This is a genomic window from Paenibacillus tabacirhizosphaerae, from assembly GCF_040812395.1.
Classification (GTDB): domain Bacteria; phylum Bacillota; class Bacilli; order Paenibacillales; family NBRC-103111; genus Paenibacillus_E.
In genome coordinates, this window is record NZ_JBFNXH010000002.1 from 493,004 (window position 1) to 514,345 (window position 21,342).

Here is a 21,342-nt window from a genome sequence, read left to right on the forward strand (position 1 = left end):
GTCCGCAAGAGTAATCGTTGCAAAAATGATGCCAAGGAGGTTGTTCGTGAACAGGAAGCTATGGATACGTGTATCTATAGGTTTGCTCTTAGGTGCAATTCTCATTATTAGCTATATGACATGGGGCCGACCAAATAAACATTTCACCGATGTATGGCATGTCGTTCAACCAACGATCACTCCGCCTCCTTCACCGACACCTTCTGAACCTGCCGCAGCTGCGATTGAAACGCGTTTGAACGAAATTCGCCAATGGAAGACAGCAGAGCATCAATTCACCACGGATACGAATGAACCGTTAATTCTCTTGCAGAACGAAAAGCAAGTCGTTTATATACATAAAAATCAAATTCGCTACGATTGGATAGGCGGCTCCGGTTTTCAAAATATCCCACTCAGTTTCCCCGCTGCAAGGGAAGGCTATGTGTGGAGAAATGGAAAAACGGCCTTCATTGGGCTTTCAACAGGCGGCAGCGGCAACCGGAAACGAGGGGACTGGTACGAAATCAACCTGACTACTCTAGCTGGCAATCCTCTAAAAAGAGTAGGTGATATGCAATTGGCGCCAGACGGGGTACAAGCTGTAACCTTTTCCAATAAGCCAGCAGGTGCGCTCTTTCTTGAAAAAACAGCTGAGTCCTATCAAGAGTATTGGATCAGCGCACAGGGCAAAGGCCAGTTCTTCGTCAATGATTACTCCTCAATGAATGAACCGGGCACCAATAAGCAAATTAGCGTGATTGACGCTAGCCAAACGGAATTTGCTTCCATGAAGGAGTTCAACAATGTATTCGTGCTGGAGGATAAGCGAGGGCTGATCGTGTATCAAAATGGTCCAATGAGTCCGAGTATTTTCCGTTTATCGGGCTATAAGCTGGGGCAATCCCAGTCGATTGCCGTAGACGCTCCTCTGCGCTCACAGCCTCCATATGCGGGCTCGAACGCGACCCTGATCGAAGTGAAAAGCCTGCAAGACGACTCCCAGAAGGGAATCCTGCTCCCGGCTAATAATCCAACTCCGTTCACGCTTACGCCTCATCTTATGGAGGAGGGTTGGACGCTTGTGGATGCCTACAGCTTTATTCGCATTCAAAACGGCAAGCTCCAAACCGTCTCATATCCGATCAATCAAGGCAAAAAGTACCCGGAGGCGCATGAAGCCGAAATATCGCTCCCCGCGAACACAACATGGACACGTCAAGGCATCGTGCTGCAAGCTGAAAAGAATAAAATCAAACAATACCTCGCTATCAATGATGTAATGAATACACGCTTAGAAACAGCGGATGCGGCATTTTGGATGAACGCGTTACAACCAGGGCATTCAGGGAAAGAAGATAAGCAGGAAGCTGCCGATAAAGAGATTAATATTAATTTCCCTGTGCTTCCCACATTGAAAGACGAATCTGCACGGGACGATTCCGTACCTGAAGGCATGCGTAATGCACTGAAACAGCGCGATTATATGGGGAGCGGTGACTTCACGCAAAGGCGAGTGATCCGGCAAACTGGCGGTGATTGGTATGTGCTTACTGATGAGAAACTGGAGCGATGGGATCTAGCTATGGGATTGAAAGAAGTAGGGCATTGGCCAGTCAAAAGCCACTGTTCAACTAGCAATTACGTAATCTGTGACACAGCATCAGATTTCATGAGAGTGGGCAGTTATTGGTATGTAGCGGATACTTTCAATAACAGGATCCTTCAGTTGAACGATGCGTTTGAAATTGTGAGGCAATCTGCCTTTATCTTGCCTACTGCGCTTGTCCCAAGCGAAGATGGCCAGCTCCTGAGAGTGGAAGGACTAGAGGGAATTGCTCAGTACAATCAGGAATTGGAGCAGCTTTCGAAGATGCCTGCGGTACTGGCAGCTGTAGGGAAGCTGCCGAAAGAGGAGCTTGCGGTTTGGCCGGAAGGCGTTTACGAAGATCCAAATGGACTGCAATGGGTATATAAATCGAACCGCTTGTATGTGTATGATGCCGATAAACAGACCTGTATTACGCACTTTATTGGCGCATTGACGAATTTGGCCGGCAGAGCCAAACTCATCCCTTTCCGTACGAAAATGGCGCTTGTCCTGGATGACCGCATTCAACTATTCGACAGCAGAGGCAATTGGCTAAAGCAAATTTCGTTCCCGCGCACGCAGCCGGATGGGATCTATGTTTCTACACCGAAAGGCGAGAATTCAATGGTCATGGACAGTGATAAAGATCAACTTTACATGATTCAAGGCTACAGGTTGCTTCGAATTGATCTAAATAGCGGCACTGTAACACCGCTTCTGTGGCAAATCAACACCAATATGAGCAAGCTGCTAACAGATAGGGGCAAGCTGTATGTAACCTTGCAAACTGGCAATGGTTACGATACACCGGATGCGCACAATGAGCTCATCGCCTGCGATACGAAAACGGGCAGTGTTACCCGATATAAAATTCCAGAGGGCTATACGGCTAGCCGCATCACGAAGGAGCATGAGTTAGTGCTCATCATGCAAGCGGAGCCGGGCAGTGCGGCTTTAACTTCTATGATGTACAAATTAAATGAGCATGGCATTCCAGAGTGATTAGACAAGGAAAGGTGAAGTCGGACGCTGCGGGCGCCGTTAAGGATACCCATTCTAACAGGGAAAGCATATGTCGAGAGCTAGCGTACCCGTATTCAGCAGCGTCCACAGCAGTAAGGCTGGTAATGAGTGAGATCGGCCGCGATGGTTGCGAATGTAAGTGGCATTCCCTTTGAAGTGAAGCAGCACGTCCGATTGTGTGTGTATGACGAGCTCACAGTGCGGAGAGATTCCGCGCGCATCGTGCGGTACGAGCATTTGACGTGATCGGTGTAGAAGATCAGTAGATCCGAAGATCCAGAAGCGCCACAGCGGTTTGGATCACCCCATACCGCTTCGATCTGCGATAGATCATGTATTTGCACGGGTGAGCGAAACGTAGGTGCGTTATGCGGCGGTATTTTCGGTCGTAGGGACATTTCGCGGAACTACCGTGTGTTATGAGCAGGAAATGGTGGGTTTTAGGCACGTTTTCGCTCATTTAACGCACCCTAGTTCCTTTTCAGCGGGAGAAAAGGGACATGAGCGTGGAATAAGGCATTGTAGTTCCGCCGATATCGCTGTGCATGGGGAATAGGGGCGGTCCGGCAGTATCTCCTCGGGCGCGCGTTGTGCGCCGCCGCATGGCGGCTGTCACACATTTTCTTGCGAAGCTTGCGGAGGCGAGATGTACCCGGAATCTTACAGGGGTGTTCATGGGGGTGAATACCGAATGGAAGACCGGTTAGGGAAAAGAGAAGTGGAAGGCAGCATAAAGTCGAACAGAGGGGATGGGTGTGGGGGGAGAAGCGTTAGCGTCCGTATTTGAAATCGTCTTATGACCACTAAGTAAATTCAATAAAAGACGATTTCAAGAAACGGTCGGAACTCCATTCTTAAGTCCACTCCCCATGCGCCAACATATGGTTTATACCAAGGACGCCGTTAGGCGTTTTTCTTATAGAGCGGCCGTTAGGATCTCTAGAAGACTCATTATCCAAATTCAGGGCAAATCATGCAAAAAGGGATATCGTCAATGAACTAGTGACGGTATCCCTTTTTGTGTTAATTCAGCGTTTCCTCATCGAGCTTTTGATGGCGTTCCTTCCAGAACAACACAGTGAGCATGCGTTCAATCCATTCCTTGTCTGTCTGAGTAAGGAGAAGGCCATCGAACGTGAATTCATTTTCGCGCAGTAACCGGCGCAGATTGATGGGATTGCTCTGGAATGGCTGATCGTTGTTCGCGTTTTGAGCCGACTCCAAATATCCGGCAATTTCCATGAGCTCGGAATAGGAGGTATTGAGTCCTTCCGAGAGCTTCATTAATACATCCGGCGAAGGAACGCCGCGATTGCCATTCTCCAGTTGCGAAATGTAGGCGGCGGATACGCCGGAGCGGTCGGCTAATTCACGAATGGTGAAACCTTTCAACTTGCGCATATCTTTTAATTTATCGTAAAAATACATGGTTTCTCACCTTCATGCACAAAAGTAAACACTAGTTAACAATATGATAGTAACAGTTTACTTTAGTAATTACAATGCATGAAGGAGAGACTGGGAGAAAAACTAGTCGTATTTTTTGAAAATAAGTACGGCATTATGGCCGCCGAAGCCAAATGAATTGGATAATCCATAGCGGAGCTCGGCTCGCCTGGAGACGAGGGGGACATAGTCCAGATCGCATTGCGGATCTGGATGATCCAGATTAATGGTTGGCGGAATCAAGCCGTCCTGAAGCGTTTTGATCAATGCGACGGCTTCTACGCCTCCGGCTGCGCCGAGCATATGGCCTAGCATGGATTTGTTCGCTGAGATCGGCACGTCGTACGCACGGTTTCCGAGCAGCCGCTTGAGCGCGAGCGTCTCCGACAGGTCGCCGGCGATGGTGCTCGTCGCGTGTGCGTTGACCGTGTCGATCTCCTCCGCGGCAAGACCGGCGTCGTCGAGCGCCACTTGCATGGCTCGGGTGGCACCCGCGCCTTCAGGATCGGTCGCCACGATGTGGTAGGCGTCCGAGGTCGATCCATAGCCGACGAGCTCGGCATGGATTCGGGCACCCCGCCGCTCGGCATGCTCGAGCGACTCCAGCACGAGCACGCCGGCGCCTTCGGCGGCGACGAATCCGTCGCGCTGCGCGTCGAACGGGCGGCTCGCCTGCTCCGGCGCGTCACAGCGCGTCGACAGCGCCGTCGCATTGCCGAAGCCCGCCAGCGCGAGGTCGGTGACCGTCGCTTCGGCGCCTCCGGCAATGACGGCGTCTGCGCCTCCGCGCTGGATCAGCTTGAAGGCTTCGCCTATGGCATTGTTGCCGGTGGCGCACGCAGTAACCGGCGCCAGTACGGGGCCCTTGGCGCCGAAGAGAATAGAGACTTGGGCAGCGGCCATATTGGCGATCATCATCGGTACGACAGTCGGGCTTACACGGCTTGGCCCGCGGCTGAGCAGCGTGCGATAGTTTTCCAGTATCGTATGAATGCCGCCAATGCCGGAGCCGATGTACACCCCGACTCGCTCTGCAATAGTTTCATCGAGTTGGAGCTGCGCATCGTCGAGGGCTTGTTTTGACGCTGCAACCGCAAACTGGCAGTACCGGTCCATTCGCCGGACATCGCGACGGTCCATTACCGATTCAGGATTGAAATCGCGAACTAATCCGGCAAAATCGGTTTTATATTGAGATACATCCATCGTGTCAATTTTAGAAATTCCTGATTGTCCTTGAACGAGATGGCTCCAAAATGTTTCGACATCGTTCCCGATGGGAGTAACGACACCCATTCCTGTAATGACGACACGTTTCATAAAAAAACCTCCTTTAGCCATGATAGGCTGAACTCTATTTCTTAGAATGTCACACAATTTATCCTATTACAAGTTACCGTTTATACTGGTATAATATCTTCTAGGATGAAGAAGAAGGGAGGGGTTTACAGTGAGAACGAAGGAAAGATTGCAAGCCTTGTCTGAATTTTTGACGATGCACCGTGCCAAAATTCAACCTGGTGAAGCGGGACTGCTGACGGGAAGCAGGAGGAGGACGCCAGGACTGCGGCGAGAAGAAGTCGCGGCGATCGCAGGCGTTAGCACGACATGGTATACATGGCTGGAACAGGGCCGGACCATTAAAATGTCCGTTCAGGTTTTAGATCGCATTGCAATTGCTCTCCAGTTGAATGAAGATGAGCGGCAATATTTATTCATGCTGGCGCTTGAGCAGCCCGCCCCTACCGCCGTTGTGAACAGCGCGCCAACGATTAGTCCCGCGCTCAGCCGGATTCTTGCCGAGCTGCGTGATTGTCCCACGATTATTTCCGATCGAAGATGCAATATTGTAGGCTGGAATCCAGCAGCAGCGGGTGTTTTTCTTGATTTTGAGAAAATCCCCTTAGAGGAACGCAACATGATTTGGCTGTTATTTACACGGAAAGAACTGAAAGCGCTGGCCGTTAATTGGAGCGATTTTGTTAAGGGCTTTCTCGCGATGTTCCGTTCCTACTACGGCCAATATTTAGGTGACAACTGGTATAGTGAATTTATTGAGAAGCTGGGGGAGAGAAATGCGGATTTCCCCGATTTCTGGAATCAAAGCGATGTTAGTTCAGCGCCGGAGGTTTTTATTGAATTTCGGCATGCCAAGGTCGGAAAAATGCTGTTCGATTTGACAACCTTGCAGGTTCAGGGGAGAAACGACCTCAGATGCAGCGTGTATACGCCGTCCGTCGGTTCGGATACCGATGTGAAAATGAGACAATTGATGAGCCGGCTCATCGATAAGGAAAACGCCAGGTAACGGAGGGATTCCGTATGCCTGGCATTTCTGAATTTCCGGCGGCGATCCATAAAGTAGAATCGCAAGTAGTTTCGTTGTGGAATATGGATAGAACGATCAGATTAAATCGTTTTTAAGCGTAAAAATAACCAGTTCGATGCGGTCCCTCAGTCCCAACTTTTTCAATAAATGTGAAATGGCATTTTTCACGGTTCCCACGGACATAAACATACTTGCGGCGATCTCGCGATTCTCTTTGCCTTCCGCCACATGCTTCATGATTCGGATTTCTCGGTCTGTAATCGCTGCATGTTGCAAAAGAGGGTTTTTCCCTATACCCGCTTGACGGGACATAGAACAGCTGAATATTTCTAAAGGCATATCTTTATGCCAGACTCGAAGCCCAAGCGCTGCACTCTTAACTGACATGATTAATTCACTGGGGTGAATGCTTTTAGGCAAGTATCCGCTTACACCGCTGTTAACAGCTTTAAAAACCGCATGTGCATCCCAGGTACTAGCCAAAATAATGATATTCATCGATGAAAAGTGCCCAAACACTTGAGAAACCAGATCCAACAGGTCTCCTTTGGAACAATGAATATCCATAATCATCACATCAGGCTCGAACTGTTGACAAAGCAGCAGCGCCTCCTCTTCGTTCACCGCACAGCCTTCAAGCTGAATGTCATCATCCTTTTCCAAGATAAATTTAATGCCTTCGCACACAAGCCTCTGATGATCCGCTATAATGACTTTCACCATAGCCTTTCCCCCTCATTAAACGGATACGGATCAACCATTCTTTTGATGAATATTTACCCCGCTTTGCCTTTTCAACCGCACAACAAAAAGCTGACGTAAACAAGCCAGTACGCCAGCTAATTCTATCTATCCTTCTTGATGTTTGCGGCGTTCCAGCCAACCAGCTAGTTCCTGAGCGAATTGTTTACCGCTTTCTTCCATGTTCTCGAACAGCTCCGGCAAACCTGTGCAATGGTACAAGTTCCGTTTCTGCATGATTCGAAGTTTATTTTCCAGCATCTCGAGCAGATCCATGTACTTCTTCATGGCGCTGAGCAGGCCGAGAGCATGATCACCGAACAGATCTGTGTTTCTTTCTAGACAGCGATATAGAATTGAATATTGCTGCCGAATGTTGCGGAATTTCCAGAGCAGCACCTCTCCTTCGTATATGGTTGGATGCAACACGGAGCGCTTGCCAATGGGAAGCAGCCCCTGCCGAATACATTGTACAAGTTTCCCTAGCGCTTCGTTTCCGAAATAACGGACAGAATCGGGATTCGAAATGGAGGGCAGTCTTTGATTCGCATCATACGAACAGAGCGTTTCAACGACCCTGCGCACATCATTCTCAGCATTCAGGCCATCTTCATGAATCACGACTTGACGATAAATGGCAAAGCAATTGAGCGCATGCAAAAGGGTATCTTTGCTAATCACGCCGACGCACTTGCTGTTTTCATAAGGCATATGATTTCGATTGAGCAAGTGAGGAGATTCTACGTAGATCAAATGGTTGTCCGTATGGCCGATAGCGACAAACAGATGATTGTATGGCGTGATATGCACATTTGGATCAAAATGGGAGTCCAGCGATTGAAAGCTTTCGAAAAATGGGATTCTCGTGGAATGTGTATCAAGCAAGAGAATTTCGCCTTGATCCAGCAGTTTTTCTATTTCTTGTAAAGCTTCAATGCCTTTGCCCGTTGTATCTTTGGTTCGAAACACTTCGAAACAAGTCCATCTCTGCACGGCATTGACATCTCGAAAGGAGCCGTCATGTCCCAGATCGATGCAAAAGGACGGATCGGTGACAAATAACTCATAAGGACTATGTATGCCCTTTTTCATTTTCAGATTAAAATACAGACCTGCTTGAAAACAGCTGAGAAGCGTTGTGAATTCATCTGCTGTGCCGTCCCTCCGAGTGTAATATTCCTGCAACAATGGGCTTTTCAACCTACTCACTCCTTGCTACTTATTTACCTGATCGTTGATTTGCGAGGGGGATTTTCCAACTATGGATACATTATAGGTTTGTTTAAAAGCGCTCCCTACCAATTTTGTGGCATGAATTGATAGGATTGTGACAAAAAGGATAGTTTTACCAGCGATTGCCCATCAGTCTAATGAAATACGGGATGATGTCACAAATGTAACAATATAAGTCATTAGAAGAGTAGGTGGGAATATATGGATTCCATATAATAAAACAAAGCAATACCACATATTTGCATTTCGTAAGCGCTTACCATATTTGAATAAGGAGGTGATAAGAGGGAATAGGGTGGGAAGCGATGCAAACACATTTCGTGTGAGGAGGAGGATTCGAAAGATGGCATAGACGAATAATGTCTACGGATTAAAGGTTATTTCTATAAATTATTTATCAGGAGGCTTAAATAATGGATGTAAAAAGGTCTTTTTCTAAGAAAAATCCAGTTGTTCTTTGTTTTCTTGCATTCACTTTGATTTTCGCTCAATTGATGCTAGTTCCTGCAAACTCACTGGCGGCTACGAACCTTGCAGCAGGCAAATCGGCTACAGCCAGCGGTCACGCTGATGTATATGTTGAAAGCAATCTTACAGACAGCAATCAAGGAACGTACTGGGAAAGCACCAACCATGCACTCCCGCAGTGGGCTCGCGTTGACCTTGGGAACGCTGACACAGTCAATCAAGTTGTCCTGAAGCTGCCCGCAGGCTGGGGTTCCAGGACACAAACATTGTCCATTCAGGGAAGCACGGATGATTCCACTTACACAACACTTTCTAATTCTGCTGCTTACACATTCGACCCTGCTAGCGGAAACTCCGTGACCATCAACTTTACGGCAGCAAGTACACGCTACTTAAAGGTAACTGTTACTGCCAACAGCGGATGGCCTGCAGCTCAATTATCCGAGATTGAAGTATACGGCAGCCCTTCAACAACGCCTACACCTACACCATCTCCAACGCCAGGCACAGGGACTAACATAGCGCTAAACAAACCAATCGTGGCTTCTTCCACGGTGAACTCGTTCATCGCAACAAATGCAAATGACGGGAGCACTTCGACGTACTGGGAAGGCGCAGGCGGCAGCTACCCGAACACGTTGGCGGTAAGCCTTGGCGCTGATGCCAGCATCAGTTCCATCGTACTGAAGTTGAACCCTGACAGCATTTGGGGAACGCGTACTCAAACTTTTGAGGTGCTGGGTCACAAGCAAAACTCTTCAACATTTACAACAATAGTTCCGTCTGCAAACTATACGTTCAATCCTGCGTCCGGGAACACCGTAACGATTCCAATGACAGCAACAGCTAGTGACATACAATTGAAATTCACTGCGAACACAGGTGCCGGCGCCGGTCAAGTTGCTGAATTCCAAGTAATAGGTACCTCTGCTCCCAATCCAGACTTAACAGTTACAGCGACATCATGGAGTCCGGTTTCCCCAATTGAAACGAATCCCATCACTTTAAATGCGACAGTCAAAAATGTTGGCAATGCTGCTTCCGCAGCTACAAATGTTAACTTCTATATCGGCACAACTGCGATTGGTACCGCTTCAGTAGGCGCTTTGGCTGCAGGTGCTTCCACAACGGTATCGGCAAGTATTGGCGCTAAAGATGCCGGAACTTATACGATTACGGCAAAAGTAGATGAAGCTGACTCGGTAGTTGAGCAAAACGAAACCAACAATACCTACACCAGTTCGAGCTCGCTGACCGTTGCCCCGGTTTCCAGCTCCGATTTGGTAGGAACAGTTTCCTGGTCCCCAAGTAATCCAGTTGCCAACAGTGCAGTAAGCTTCAGTGTAAACCTTAAAAACCAAGGAACTATTGCTTCTGCAAGCGGTTCCCATGGATTGACAGTAGCTCTTAAGAACGCAAGCGGTACAACCATTCAAACATTCAACGGGTCTTATGATGGCGCCTTGGCTGCGGGAGCATCTGCCACAGTCAACATCTCTGGCACATGGACTGCCGTAAATGGCAGTTACAGTGTAACCACAACCATAGCAGCGGATACGAACGAAGTCAGTATGAAGCAAGGCAACAACACAAGTACAGCAGCTCTGGTCGTGTATGCCGCTCGCGGTGCAAGCATGCCGTATACCCGCTATGATACTCAAGATGCTGCCATCGGCGGCGGTGCTTCCGTGAAGTCCGCTCCGACATTCGATCAATCGCTGATTGCTTCGGAAGCTTCAAGTCAAAGTTATGTGGCACTTCCTTCGAACGGCTCCTACGCCGAATGGTCTGTCAGGGCCGGCGAAGGCGGTACGGGTGTGACCATGAGATTCACCATGCCTGATTCGAGTAATGGCATGGGATTGAACGGTTCTCTTGACGTTTACGTGAATGGTGCCAAAGCCAAAACAGTTTCATTGACATCCTATTACAGCTGGCAGTATTTCTCCGGTGATATGCCTGCGGATGCTCCAGGCGGCGGTCGCCCGCTCTTCCGTTTTGATGAAGTACACTTTAAACTCGATACAGCCCTCCAGGGCGGTGACAAGATTCGTATCGTGAAGAGCAATGGCGATAGTCTAGAATATGGGGTTGACTTCCTTGAAATCGAGAAAGTCCCGGATGCTGTCTCCCGTCCGGCCAACTCCGTCTCTGTAACAGATTACGGCGCTATTGCGAACGATGGTCAGGACGATCTGGAGGCATTTAACGCTACTGTCAGTGCAGCTGTTTCAACAGGTAAGACCATGTACATTCCAGAAGGAACGTTCAACTTGGCTAATATGTGGCAAATCGGCTCTGCTAGCAATATGATCAATAACATTACGATTACGGGTGCGGGTATTTGGTATACGAATCTCCAGTTTACCAACCCGAATGCTGCGGGAGGCGGAATCTCGCTCCGTATCAGCGGCAAGCTTGATTTCAGCAATATCTATCTCAATTCGAATTTGCGTTCGCGTTATAATCAAAATGCAATCTACAAAGGCTTTATGGACAATTTTGGAACCAACTCCAAGGTGCATGAAATCTGGGTAGAGCACTTTGAATGCGGTTTCTGGGTAGCTGACTATGCACATACTCCAGCCATTCATGCTGAGGGGTTGGTCATTGAGAACAGCCGTGTCAGAAATAACCTTGCTGACGGGATCAACTTTGCTCAAGGAACCAGCAATTCGACGGTGCGCAATACCAGTTTGCGGAACAACGGGGACGATGCGCTTGCCGTATGGACCAGTGATACCAATGGCGCAACAGCTGGTGTAAACAACACCTTCTCCTACAACACCATCGAGGATAACTGGCGTGCAGGCGGTATCGCATTCTTCGGCGGCAGCGGACACAAAGCTACCAACAACTTGATCGTCGACACGGTAGGCGGTTCCGGTTTCAGGATGAACACCGTATTCCCAGGATACCATTTCCAAAACAATACCGGCATTGTATTCTCGGATAATACCCTCATCAATACAGGCACAAGCCAAGACCTCTACAATGGAGAACGCGGTGCAATCGACCTGGAAGCTTCCAACGACGCCATCAAGAACGTAACCATTTCCAACATCAGCATCATCAACACCCAGCGCGATGCGATTCAGTTTGGATACGCGGGCGGATTCCAGAACATCGCTTTTAACAACATCAATATTGATGGTACCGGTCTTGATGGGGTAACAACCTCGCGGTTCTCCGGACAACACAAGGGTGCGGCTATCTACAGTTATACAGGTAATGGCTCTGCAACGTTCACGGGCTTGACGACCAATAACATCGCTTACCCTGGTCTATATTACATCCAACCTGGATTTAACTTGACAATTCAGTAAGCAATCAAAGGAGCAGGCGGGGAGCGTTTTTCTAAGCTCTCCGCCTGAAGCCTTTTTTAGCCAAAGGAGCGTACCCTGGAATTCAATTAGATATGTCTCGTTACTTTCTTATTTGCAGACAGGGAAGCAAGCGCAGATTCATTGAAGCCTTTAACGATGAGCCATACGGCTAAAATTAATTCATTCGCTGCTACTGGCAGCGCCAGAATAGCACCCAAAACAGAAACTTGTTGAATGACACCGAACATGACTAACAAGGCACAAATAAAAACAAGTGCTGCCCCTGTCATACCCAAGATGGGTATAAATCTGGGTACGAGCTTGGATTTATAAAAGATATAACTGTACATCATCGTGTTTATACCCAGCATGAAATTGGGGCCAAGCAAAAATGTCCAGTCATGGACTGCTTTTAATAAAGTACCTGAAACTTGAAAAGAGGCGGTACCCGGGGCTCCTGCTGCTACAAATTCCCGGCTTAAAGTCAATAGGGACAGTACGCTGATTACACCAACAGTGATGATAACCGCTTCAAGAAACCGGAAGCAAACATGCCAAAGAGCTATAGTTTCATTATACTTTCTTAAAAATGGAAACATTGTAGTTGCAGTACCAACCGCTGAAATGACAAGAATTAACTCCATAAGCGCTCCCAGTATCACCTGGTTGCCATGTTCAGAACCTTTAATCAGGTAATCGGGACCTTTTAGGATAGGATTGTATAAAATAAGGCCAATTATTGCCGTAATGGCTGCAAGTATAAACAGTACGCCCACAATTTTTTCAGCTTTTTTGTTTGAATTCATTGTTTGTATCTCCTTCTTTCAAATAAATTCATAAACGGTAAAGCAAAAAACAATCGTAGCTCTTACAGCTTTGTGTTATCCCCATAAAAGAATACCTCTTCCAAAGGTAAGTTGAAGGCAAGAGCAATGCGAAAGGCCAGTTCCAGAGACGGAGAATAGTTTCCCTTTTCCAGGGCTACGATTGTTTGCCTTGTTACGCCAACCTTGTCAGCCAATTGCTGCTGCGTCATTTCGTCGTAGTTGAATCGTAATTTACGGATGTGATTGCCGACAAGATGTTTGCCCATGTTAGACTCCTCTCCGATAGTGATAAAGTTTCGTAACGGAGCCGGTCACATCGGAGAGGAATCCTGAAGCGATCAGGATAATGAACATCACCTGTGACGGCTGATAGATGATCAGCGATCCCATTGCAAGAAGAAAGCCTACGATAAACACAAAAAAAGAAATTCGGTTCGCTTTCAAGTCAATTAGCTTATCCAGTTCATCCGCAAATGTTGGTTCCTTTTCTCTCGTCGTAATTCTAAAGATGATGTTAAAAATAATGCTGATCATGATGTGCGCGACTATGGAAACCAAAGTCAAGATGAGGACGAAGGAACCCCAATAGCGAAAGGTTTCGGTCGACTCCAGCCCCCCGTCGGGATACTGGGGGTACATGTACAAACAAAAAGTTCCGAAAATGAGAATAGCGCTGACCAACGATACGATGCTTTTCTTTTCTTGATAAGTCATGGTTTACACTCCCTTGCACGGTCTATTTTACATAAAGATTAGTATTATATACATAATGTAATTAAAACCATTCAAAAAGTCAAGTTTATTATACATAATTTCCGGATGGTAGCGATTTACCGTTTCGCATATCAGACGAGACACCTCGTGTGCTACGCGTACCGGAAGGATCGTTTACAGTTCACCCCAACGGAGTGATGGGGATCTAAGCGATTATCGTAGCCGTTGGCAATCTAGAGGAAACTACAATGCGATTCGATAATTGGTTGGGTATTACAGGTAAAGAGGTCGCACGGGAACAGGTGAGGTATACCCTTGGAACATCAAATATTGTTGTGTCAGGCGTAAGCGCATCGCAAGAGGTCAAACGGCATTTGGCGCTATTGTTAATGACAATTACAACTGTCGGTTGTTGTTTTAACGAGAAACGGTTGTTCAATTAACACTTTCAAAGGCTGCCGAACATGCCGGCGGCCTTTACTAATCTGAACGAGCAGTAATGATCGATAACAGCCGTCGAGTACCTATGATGAGCCGACTCAGAGATATGTAAAGCACCTAGAATTCACTAGTGTATACTATGGTAAACAAAAATGGTTGCAATAGTAAAAAGTAATGCGTATAATGAACAAGAGGGGAACAATATGAGAACGGAGGGGAACGGGGATATGAGAATAACGGCGAAGACGGATGTATTTATTAAAGCCCGAATTATTAAAGGGTACTCCCAGAGAGAGTTGGCCAAGCACTCAGGCTTAAGTCATGCTTATATCTCCTTACTGGAACGTTCCGTGAAATCGGTAGGACCCGCGACTGCCAAGAAGTTAAGCGATTTGCTTGAAAGAGAAATCGAGGAGTTATTTCGGATTGAGCTGACGTAAATTGCGTTCAGATGCTCTTATTGTCTACCTTTTCCTTATGACCGCAACCATAGTGAGGATAAGCAAAGGGAATAAGAAAACAAGTACAACCCAGATCGGATGAATGACCGATACGGCATAAATCCAATGCGCTGCTCCCTTATCGATTTGAAGCAAAGCAAAAAGATAGCAGACCAGTGCCAGGGGAAAGATCAGGATTCGTTCGTCCTGAAGCTTGAACAATTTTACGAATGTTAAATTTAATATTAATAGCATAATAGTTGCCTTGAAAAAGCCGGTCATGATTAATGAAATGCCGATGAGCGATTCAATTCTTTGAATAACTTCAAGGAGGTCAATAATTCTGGCCACCTCAAACATCGAATATTTGCGTTCGCCCGCCAATGGACCGAAGACTAGAATCGTAGAAATTGTCACAGCGATTAAAAAAAAGCCGTTTACAAACAAGGCAAGAAACATGCCTTTCTTGACATAGGGTTGCTCATCCTTGCGTACATAAGGAAGAAGCATGCCCATCAGCACAAGTTCACCATAGGGAAACCCGAAAGAGAAATAAGCGCCGAGAATAATGGGTTTGAAACCATCGGGCATAATGGGAAACAGATGATCCATTTCATAATTATTGAAGGACAAAATAAGAATAAGCAAGATAAAAAAGAGGACGCCAATAATCGGAACGATGACCATTCGAGCCATTGTTTCAATCCCGGAGCGCACCGTAAGTGCGGTAACCACGAAGACAGAGAGTAGAAATAAATACAGTGGGGTCTGTCGCATCATGGAGCTGGTCATAAATAAGCCGATATCCAGAACGATCCCGGATGTCATATGAAATTGAAAAGAAATAAAAGGTACGGCGAGAAGCATCGTAGCTACATTGCCGACCAATGTCCTGCTGTATTCGATGAAAGTCAGGTCGGGGAATTTTTGGTACAAATACAGGATACAGGATAGCAGAAACATGCCCGCACACATAGACAGCAATAAGGAAACCCATGCTCCGTTTTTGGCGTACCCAATTAAAGGTCCTGGAATGTTAACGATGGAAGACCCTGTAATAAAAGAAAAAAATAAGATGGCCATCTGCGATGAGCTGATTTGCTCTTTTGTTTTCATGCTGCCCCCTCCCCCACAGTAACAGAGTTTCGGTTGAAATTAAGTGGGAACCTTCAAAAACTCAACGATGCGTTGAGCCCATTTGCCAAGCAAGAAATAGGCGAAATCTCCTAAAAAAGGCCATTTTAAGTTGTATATATAATTGAGACTTAGGTATACGGTAACCAGCATAATGGCTGTATAAGCCATGATTTCACGGCGCCCCAGCTTTTTTAGTCTGGATACATCCACGAGCGAAATGGCCGCATAAATTAGCAGCAGCAATATCATTTTTCCCGACATCGTTTCTGTCCTTTTTATTTAGTATAAATAGGCTTGCTGATTGTAGTTCCGCTGTTGATGACCCTGACCTCAACATCGATATCGAACTCGCTTTCGGCAAATCGGTCATTCCAGGTTGGTTTCCACTGCTTCCACAAGGAAGGATTTTTCTGATACACTTTGTTGCCTACACCTATGGCATCGAATTTCTTCTTTTTTAACCAATCGGTTGTTTCTGTAAGGCGCTGTTTAATCGTCATTTCAATATTTTCTGCAAACTTCTTTTCATCATCCACCGTTTCCAATTTGGAGCAGCTCAGCTCCACAACAGCTACATCCATACTGATCTTGACATGAACTTTCAGCGCATCCTCCTCCATCGAAGTAGGCTTCCATTTACCTTTAAGGGCGACGATTTCCACAGCCTCCATCGGTTGTTTCGGATTGACTGGATTCCTGCATGGAATATCGATCATACCGCTATGGTAGTTGTTGAGCATCATTTGTAAGCTTTCAACCATCTCCGGCGCCATTCTAGCAACATATTTTCCACCTTTAATTAACGCAATTCCGGCAATATTAGTGACCGTTGTCTGAGCGTCTTTGGATAAATAAATATAGGGAACAACAGCGTTGCCGACCTCGCTTTTCATTTGTAAACCAAACTTCAATAAATTGGTATCAATCGTTTTTGCACTGTTGGAGGCAGTCGCTTTTTCACTTTGGAAAAGCTGTTGGCTGATCGTGTTTTCGATAATCGGTTTCATTTTTAAATAGGAATCCGCTCTTCCCTCTGCGATCATGATGGATATCGTTAATCGGGGTTCGTGATCTCGATATAGAAATTCGAGCATATTGAAGATGTTACGCTCCCGAGCCAGTTTTTCTCCAATAATGACTAAACGGGTGTGGCTCCACTGGGTTTTTCGGCCCAGATTAATGGGAATATCGCGAATAGCTCTAGACAACGTACTGTCTGTCGTAGTCACATTGGTGAAAGACTCATTGGTAGATTTGCCGCCAATCATTCCGACCCCTTGGGTTGGTTTGAATATTTGTGTAGTCAGCGAGATTTCTCCGCCACTGGCTTCATCCAGGGCAATCCCCATGGAGAACCCTTTTTCTGGAAGTTCGGCTCTGTCCCAGCATCCACTTAATACAAAGAGCCCCAATAAGCTTAAGCACATGACCCATATTCGTCTTTGCATCTCCTTGTTCTCTCCTGCGAATACATGTTAGTTATTTCAAGGCTTGTCCATATCGCGATTACGAGGCGAGCGCATTAATTTTCCAAGCGGAGCGCGAACGATCACATCTTTAAGCTGCCGCGGAATTAAGGGGCCAATGGGGCTCAAATAAGGTTGACCTAATGAGCGCAAATTTGCCAGGTGCAGCCAGATGAGCAGAAAGGCAATCATAATGCCGAAAATGCCCAGGAAAGCAGCAAACAACATAAGAGGGAACCTTAAAATGCGCAGCGCAATAGCGAAATTGTATTGAGGTATAGCAAAGGAAGCAATTCCGGTAAGCGCAACGATAATGACCATAATCGGAGAGGCGATGCCGGCATTGATGGATGCCTCGCCGATAACGAGCGCTCCGACGATGCTCACCGCAGATCCGACAGGACGAGGGAGACGAATCCCGGCCTCCCGAAGCAATTCAAAGAAGAATTCCATAATGAAGGCTTCAATGACAGCCGGGAATGGAATTCCTTCACGGGAGTTAATGATGGCGAGCAGGAGCACCGTTGGTATTAATTCTGGATGGAAGGTGGAAAAAGCAATGTAGACGCTGGGCAGGCAGACAGCAATCAATAAGGCAACGAATCGTAAGAGACGAATTAAACTGGAAATGACCGTTCTTTGATAGTAATCTTCACTGGATTGGAGCAACTCGATAAATAAACCGGGACATACCAAAAGAGAGCCGGTTCCTTCAACCAATACAACGATTTTTCCTTCCAGTAAGGAAGCAACGGCGACATCCGTTCTTTCCGTATATCGGCACTGTGGAAAAGGGGAATAGACGGAATCCTCGATGATTTCTTCAATGTATGAGGTTTCTAGTATTTCGTGATGTTGAAGCTTGGCTATTCGTCTTTGAAATTCAGCTAACACCTCGGGATTGACGGTTCCTTCCAAATAACTGTAAGCAACTTTTGTTTTCGTTTGTCCTGACGGCGCCAACATTTCGACCTTTAGATTGGGCGTCTTTAATCTTAAACGCAGCATGCCTATATTTTTCAATAAATTTTCAACAGTGCTCTCACGCGGCCCTTGAACAACCGGTTCGTTGACCGATTCCGTGACTTGTCTGGTTTCAAGGCCGATTGCGTTGTAACTGAGGGCTTTGTTCCAGTGATCGATGAAGATCACGAGATTCCCTAGTACGATTTGATTTATCGTTTCGTTGAAATCTTCGATCAGTGTCGCGCTTCGCGCTGAGGCCACGTTTCGGCTAAAGTAATAGTCAATATCCTCTGGAGTAATCGTCGTTCCAGGTCCAACCACATGGGTTACCAGATCCTGGAGCGATTCTTTGAAAAAGTTACGGTCTTTTTCTTGAATGAGTGATTCCGCATAGATCGAGAATGCAGCATACTCCATGGAAGGCCCATATTGCCATTGGTGGATGGAAAAATCGCTGCAACGATCGAAGATTTCCTTCATCCGCTGCAGATTGTCAGGCAAATGAGAAGAAATGGGTGCTTTGGTGGATACCGTAGATTCAGGCAATTGATCGTGAATCTTTCTATCCAAGGGGGATAGATGATGGTCGGAATCCTCATGTACCGGGAATTTGCCGCGATTTTGTTTTTTTAATAACCATTTGAAAAGGTTCATAAGACCCGCCCTTCCCTGAATGTTATATTATGCTTTCCAAAATCTTGAAAAGCATACTTGGGAAAGGCCAAAGCAAAGAAATTGAGCTAACTGATTTGACCGTATGGATTTGTCGATGAAGTAACTGGATCATGGCCCATCCGGCATGTTCCGGATTCGTGATTATCGGTTCCGATCGGCATTAAGCAAATGGCGGGCACTCCTCCTTGAGATAGATGAAATTAACGAGAGCAGTCGTTTTCCATCAGGAATATTCATATAGTTATCTTAGATTGGAGGGATCGACGGATGAAAGTAAGGATAGGAACCGGGCCGATGTTTGAGATGAAACCGATACATGTGACGATATGGAATGAATTTATCCATGAGCGAACAGACCCGCAGGTTACCCGTATTTATCCGAAAGGCATTCATCAAGCGATTGCTGCGGGGATTGGGAAATACGGGTTTCTTCTACGAACAGCAACACTCTCCCAGCCGGAGCACGGACTTTCAAATGACGTGCTGAACCAAACGGATGTTCTAATCTGGTGGGGGCATTTGGCGCATGAGTTGGTGACGGATGAGATCGTTGATAGAATCCATACAAGGGTACTGCAGGGTATGGGACTCATCGTTTTACATTCCGGACATGGATCGAAAATTTTTCGGAAATTGATGGGGACAACCTGTAAGCTGAAATGGCGAAAAGATGCCCGGAAGGAAAGATTGTGGGTAGTCGCTCCCTCTCATCCAATAGCTGAGGGAATCGGCGAGTATTTCGAGGTGCAGCAAGAGGAAATGTATGGAGAATTCTTTGACATCCCAGCACCGGAAGAACTTGTATTCATCGGTTGGTTTCAGGGTGGGGAAGTAATTCGAAGCGGGTGTGCTTATCAACGCGGACGCGGGAAAATTTTTTATTTCCAACCAGGACATGAAGAGTACCCTGTATACTATAACAAAGACATTTTACGGGTTATTGCGAATGCGGTTCGTTGGGCGGCCTCGCCGCATGGAGCGGAACCTGTATTTGGACACTCAGCGCCGCTTGAGAACATGAACCATGGGGAATGTCACTTGCCCACTCAGGCGAATGTGGCTCCTGGCAGCATCACCACGCAATATTTCGGTAAAACCCCGGATGGCGATTCTATTTTTCTCTATACGTTGACTAATAAAAATGGCATGCAGGCGTCCATTATGACGTACGGTGGCATTATGCTGACCCTGAAAGTGCCGGATCGAAACGGGAACTTGGAAGATGTCCTCCTTGGCTATGGGACGCTGGAAGATTATTTGCGAACCGGAAATAAGCCGTATTTCGGGGCAGCCCTTGGAAGGTATGCGAACCGCATTGCAAACGGCCGTTTTACACTTGACGGTGTGACTTATCAACTCTCCGTAAATGATGGTGCGAATACGCTGCATGGCGGGAAACGGGGGTTTAATAAGAGGGTCTGGGCAGCTGAGGAAATCTACCAAGATGACGCTGTGGGCGTGGCGCTGCACTATGTGAGTAAAGATGGCGAAGAAGGGTTTCCGGGAACGGTTGCGGTAAAACTTGTATATACACTGACTGCTGAGAATGAGTTAAGGGTCGATTATACAGCCACAACCGATAAGAAGACCGTAGTGAACCTGTCCCAACATAACTATTACAATCTGGCAGGCGCAGGTAATGGGGATATCCTCGGGCATATTGTTACGATTAACGCAAACAAATTTACGCCGGTTAAGTCGGATCACATTCCGACTGGAGAAGTAAGAAGTGTCATCGGTACACCGCTCGACTTTCTTCATCCTATGGCTATAGGTGCCCGGATTCATTCGCATGACCCTCAGATGAAGATCGCAGGAAATGGTTATGATTTCAATTATGTGCTGAATCGTACTGCTCCTTCTCTCGCTTTCGCAGCCAGGGTTTACGAACCGTATTCAGGTCGTATGATGGAGGTTTACACAACGCAGCCTTCCCTTCAATTTTATTCAGGAAATGGCCTGGATGGAAGTGATATCGGAAAAGGCGGGAAGGCATATCCAAAGTATGGTGGCCTCAGTCTAGAGACCCAGCATGATCCGGATGCTCCGAATCATCCCAATTTCCCTAGCACGGAATTGCTTCCAGGTCAAATTTACAGGCAGACATCCGTGTATAAGTTTTCAGTTGTGTAATGGTTAGTAAGATGAGGGGGACGCTTATCCTTTGGATAAACGTCTTCTTTATTTTTGGCTATTACTCAAACGTGCTATGCACTGATTCATGAAGGGCATTTAGCTCCTATGCGAATTCAAAAGATTTGGCTCATTACCGCTTCAACTCCGACGGAAAACAACGTGTGAAAGGCGTGTACCATATCCAAAACGTAAACAGCTACCACAGCCGCTTGAAGAAATGGATGGATCGCTTCAATGGTGTTGCAACAAAGTATTTGCAGAATTACTTGGCGTGGTTTCGTTACTTAGACAGCAAGGAATATGAGAATACCGCATCGAACAAGAAAAATATGTTGGTCAAATCGTGCTTTTGACCCTTACAATTTAATTAGGACTAAATAACAATTTGGTAATTTTACTTGAAT

The 21,342-nt window shown here is 46.6% G+C and carries 16 protein-coding genes and 4 pseudogenes; 8 read left to right on the forward strand and 12 right to left on the reverse strand.

Annotation, left to right across the window (positions count from 1 at the left end; genetic code table 11):
- Positions 1 to 46: 46 nt before the first annotated feature.
- Positions 47 to 2,572 carry an NHL repeat-containing protein gene (locus ABRS97_RS05195; protein ID WP_367811838.1) on the forward strand — a complete coding sequence of 842 codons (2,526 nt, stop codon included), beginning with the start codon at positions 47 to 49 and terminating at the stop codon, positions 2,570 to 2,572.
- 75 nt (positions 2,573 to 2,647) lie between these two features.
- Here ABRS97_RS05195 and ABRS97_RS05200 read toward each other — a convergent pair.
- The 3 genes and pseudogenes from ABRS97_RS05200 to fabF all read right to left on the reverse strand — a co-directional run.
- A pseudogene (locus ABRS97_RS05200) lies at positions 2,648 to 2,764 on the reverse strand (metal-dependent hydrolase); the annotation flags it as partial.
- Between the two features lie 852 nt (positions 2,765 to 3,616).
- The gene (locus ABRS97_RS05205) at positions 3,617 to 4,021 is read right to left on the reverse strand and encodes a helix-turn-helix domain-containing protein (RefSeq protein WP_367811839.1); all 405 of its coding nucleotides are present in this window, start codon (positions 4,019 to 4,021) and stop codon (positions 3,617 to 3,619) included.
- Between the two features lie 102 nt (positions 4,022 to 4,123).
- A complete protein-coding gene (fabF, locus tag ABRS97_RS05210; protein ID WP_367811840.1) occupies positions 4,124 to 5,359 on the reverse strand; it encodes a beta-ketoacyl-ACP synthase II in 1,236 nt (411 codons plus the stop codon).
- A gap of 130 nt (positions 5,360 to 5,489) precedes the next feature.
- Between fabF and ABRS97_RS05215 the strand changes: the two genes are divergently transcribed.
- Positions 5,490 to 6,347, forward strand: coding sequence for a helix-turn-helix transcriptional regulator (locus ABRS97_RS05215; RefSeq protein WP_367811841.1), 858 nt, complete (start codon positions 5,490 to 5,492; stop codon positions 6,345 to 6,347).
- A 96-nt stretch (positions 6,348 to 6,443) separates the two neighbouring features.
- On the opposite strand, the gene ABRS97_RS05220 is transcribed toward ABRS97_RS05215, so the two are convergent.
- Together ABRS97_RS05220 and ABRS97_RS05225 are read right to left on the reverse strand one after the other, a co-directional pair.
- Positions 6,444 to 7,091, reverse strand: coding sequence for a response regulator transcription factor (locus ABRS97_RS05220; RefSeq protein WP_367811842.1), 648 nt, complete (start codon positions 7,089 to 7,091; stop codon positions 6,444 to 6,446).
- 126 nt (positions 7,092 to 7,217) lie between these two features.
- The gene (locus tag ABRS97_RS05225; RefSeq protein WP_367811843.1) at positions 7,218 to 8,309 is read right to left on the reverse strand and encodes a hypothetical protein; all 1,092 of its coding nucleotides are present in this window, start codon (positions 8,307 to 8,309) and stop codon (positions 7,218 to 7,220) included.
- 446 nt (positions 8,310 to 8,755) lie between these two features.
- Here ABRS97_RS05225 and ABRS97_RS05230 point away from each other — a divergent pair, with 446 nt between their 5' ends.
- Complete coding sequence (locus ABRS97_RS05230; RefSeq protein WP_367811844.1) at positions 8,756 to 12,136, forward strand: galactose-binding domain-containing protein; 3,381 nt, start codon at positions 8,756 to 8,758, stop codon at positions 12,134 to 12,136.
- Between the two features lie 86 nt (positions 12,137 to 12,222).
- Here the strand turns inward: ABRS97_RS05230 and ABRS97_RS05235 are convergent, their stop codons facing one another.
- From ABRS97_RS05235 to ABRS97_RS05245, 3 genes are all read right to left on the reverse strand, one after another.
- Complete coding sequence (locus ABRS97_RS05235) at positions 12,223 to 12,942, reverse strand: DUF4386 domain-containing protein (protein ID WP_367811845.1); 720 nt, start codon at positions 12,940 to 12,942, stop codon at positions 12,223 to 12,225.
- A gap of 62 nt (positions 12,943 to 13,004) precedes the next feature.
- Positions 13,005 to 13,229 carry a helix-turn-helix transcriptional regulator gene (locus ABRS97_RS05240; protein WP_367811846.1) on the reverse strand — a complete coding sequence of 75 codons (225 nt, stop codon included), beginning with the start codon at positions 13,227 to 13,229 and terminating at the stop codon, positions 13,005 to 13,007.
- 1 nt (position 13,230) lies between these two features.
- Positions 13,231 to 13,677 (reverse strand): hypothetical protein, encoded by a 447-nt coding sequence (locus ABRS97_RS05245; protein ID WP_367811847.1) that lies wholly within the window; start codon positions 13,675 to 13,677, stop codon positions 13,231 to 13,233.
- 248 nt (positions 13,678 to 13,925) lie between these two features.
- Between ABRS97_RS05245 and ABRS97_RS05250 the strand changes: the two genes are divergently transcribed.
- Positions 13,926 to 14,120: a hypothetical protein gene (locus tag ABRS97_RS05250; protein ID WP_367811848.1), complete on the forward strand. Its 195-nt coding sequence runs from the start codon at positions 13,926 to 13,928 to the stop codon at positions 14,118 to 14,120.
- 201 nt (positions 14,121 to 14,321) lie between these two features.
- Complete coding sequence (locus ABRS97_RS05255) at positions 14,322 to 14,558, forward strand: helix-turn-helix domain-containing protein (RefSeq protein WP_367811849.1); 237 nt, start codon at positions 14,322 to 14,324, stop codon at positions 14,556 to 14,558.
- A gap of 24 nt (positions 14,559 to 14,582) precedes the next feature.
- Here the strand turns inward: ABRS97_RS05255 and ABRS97_RS05260 are convergent, their stop codons facing one another.
- Genes ABRS97_RS05260 through ABRS97_RS05275 form a run of 4 tightly spaced genes read right to left on the reverse strand, consistent with a single transcriptional unit; the run spans position 14,583 to position 18,607 of the window.
- Entirely contained in the window at positions 14,583 to 15,674 is a 1,092-nt protein-coding gene (locus tag ABRS97_RS05260; protein ID WP_367811850.1) for a GerAB/ArcD/ProY family transporter, read from the reverse strand.
- Between the two features lie 39 nt (positions 15,675 to 15,713).
- Entirely contained in the window at positions 15,714 to 15,956 is a 243-nt protein-coding gene (locus ABRS97_RS05265; protein WP_367811851.1) for a hypothetical protein, read from the reverse strand.
- 14 nt (positions 15,957 to 15,970) lie between these two features.
- The gene (locus ABRS97_RS05270) at positions 15,971 to 17,143 is read right to left on the reverse strand and encodes a Ger(x)C family spore germination protein (protein ID WP_367811852.1); all 1,173 of its coding nucleotides are present in this window, start codon (positions 17,141 to 17,143) and stop codon (positions 15,971 to 15,973) included.
- Positions 17,144 to 17,179: 36 nt separating this feature from the next.
- Entirely contained in the window at positions 17,180 to 18,607 is a 1,428-nt protein-coding gene (locus ABRS97_RS05275) for a spore germination protein (RefSeq protein ID WP_367811937.1), read from the reverse strand.
- Between the two features lie 462 nt (positions 18,608 to 19,069).
- Here ABRS97_RS05275 and ABRS97_RS05280 point away from each other — a divergent pair.
- From ABRS97_RS05280 to ABRS97_RS05290, 3 pseudogenes are all read left to right on the forward strand, one after another.
- Positions 19,070 to 19,816: pseudogene (locus ABRS97_RS05280) on the forward strand (ThuA domain-containing protein); the annotation flags it as partial.
- 87 nt (positions 19,817 to 19,903) lie between these two features.
- A pseudogene (locus tag ABRS97_RS05285) lies at positions 19,904 to 20,935 on the forward strand (aldose epimerase family protein); the annotation flags it as partial.
- Positions 20,936 to 21,003: 68 nt separating this feature from the next.
- Positions 21,004 to 21,291: pseudogene (locus ABRS97_RS05290) on the forward strand (IS1595 family transposase); the annotation flags it as partial.
- Positions 21,292 to 21,342: the final 51 nt, after the last annotated feature.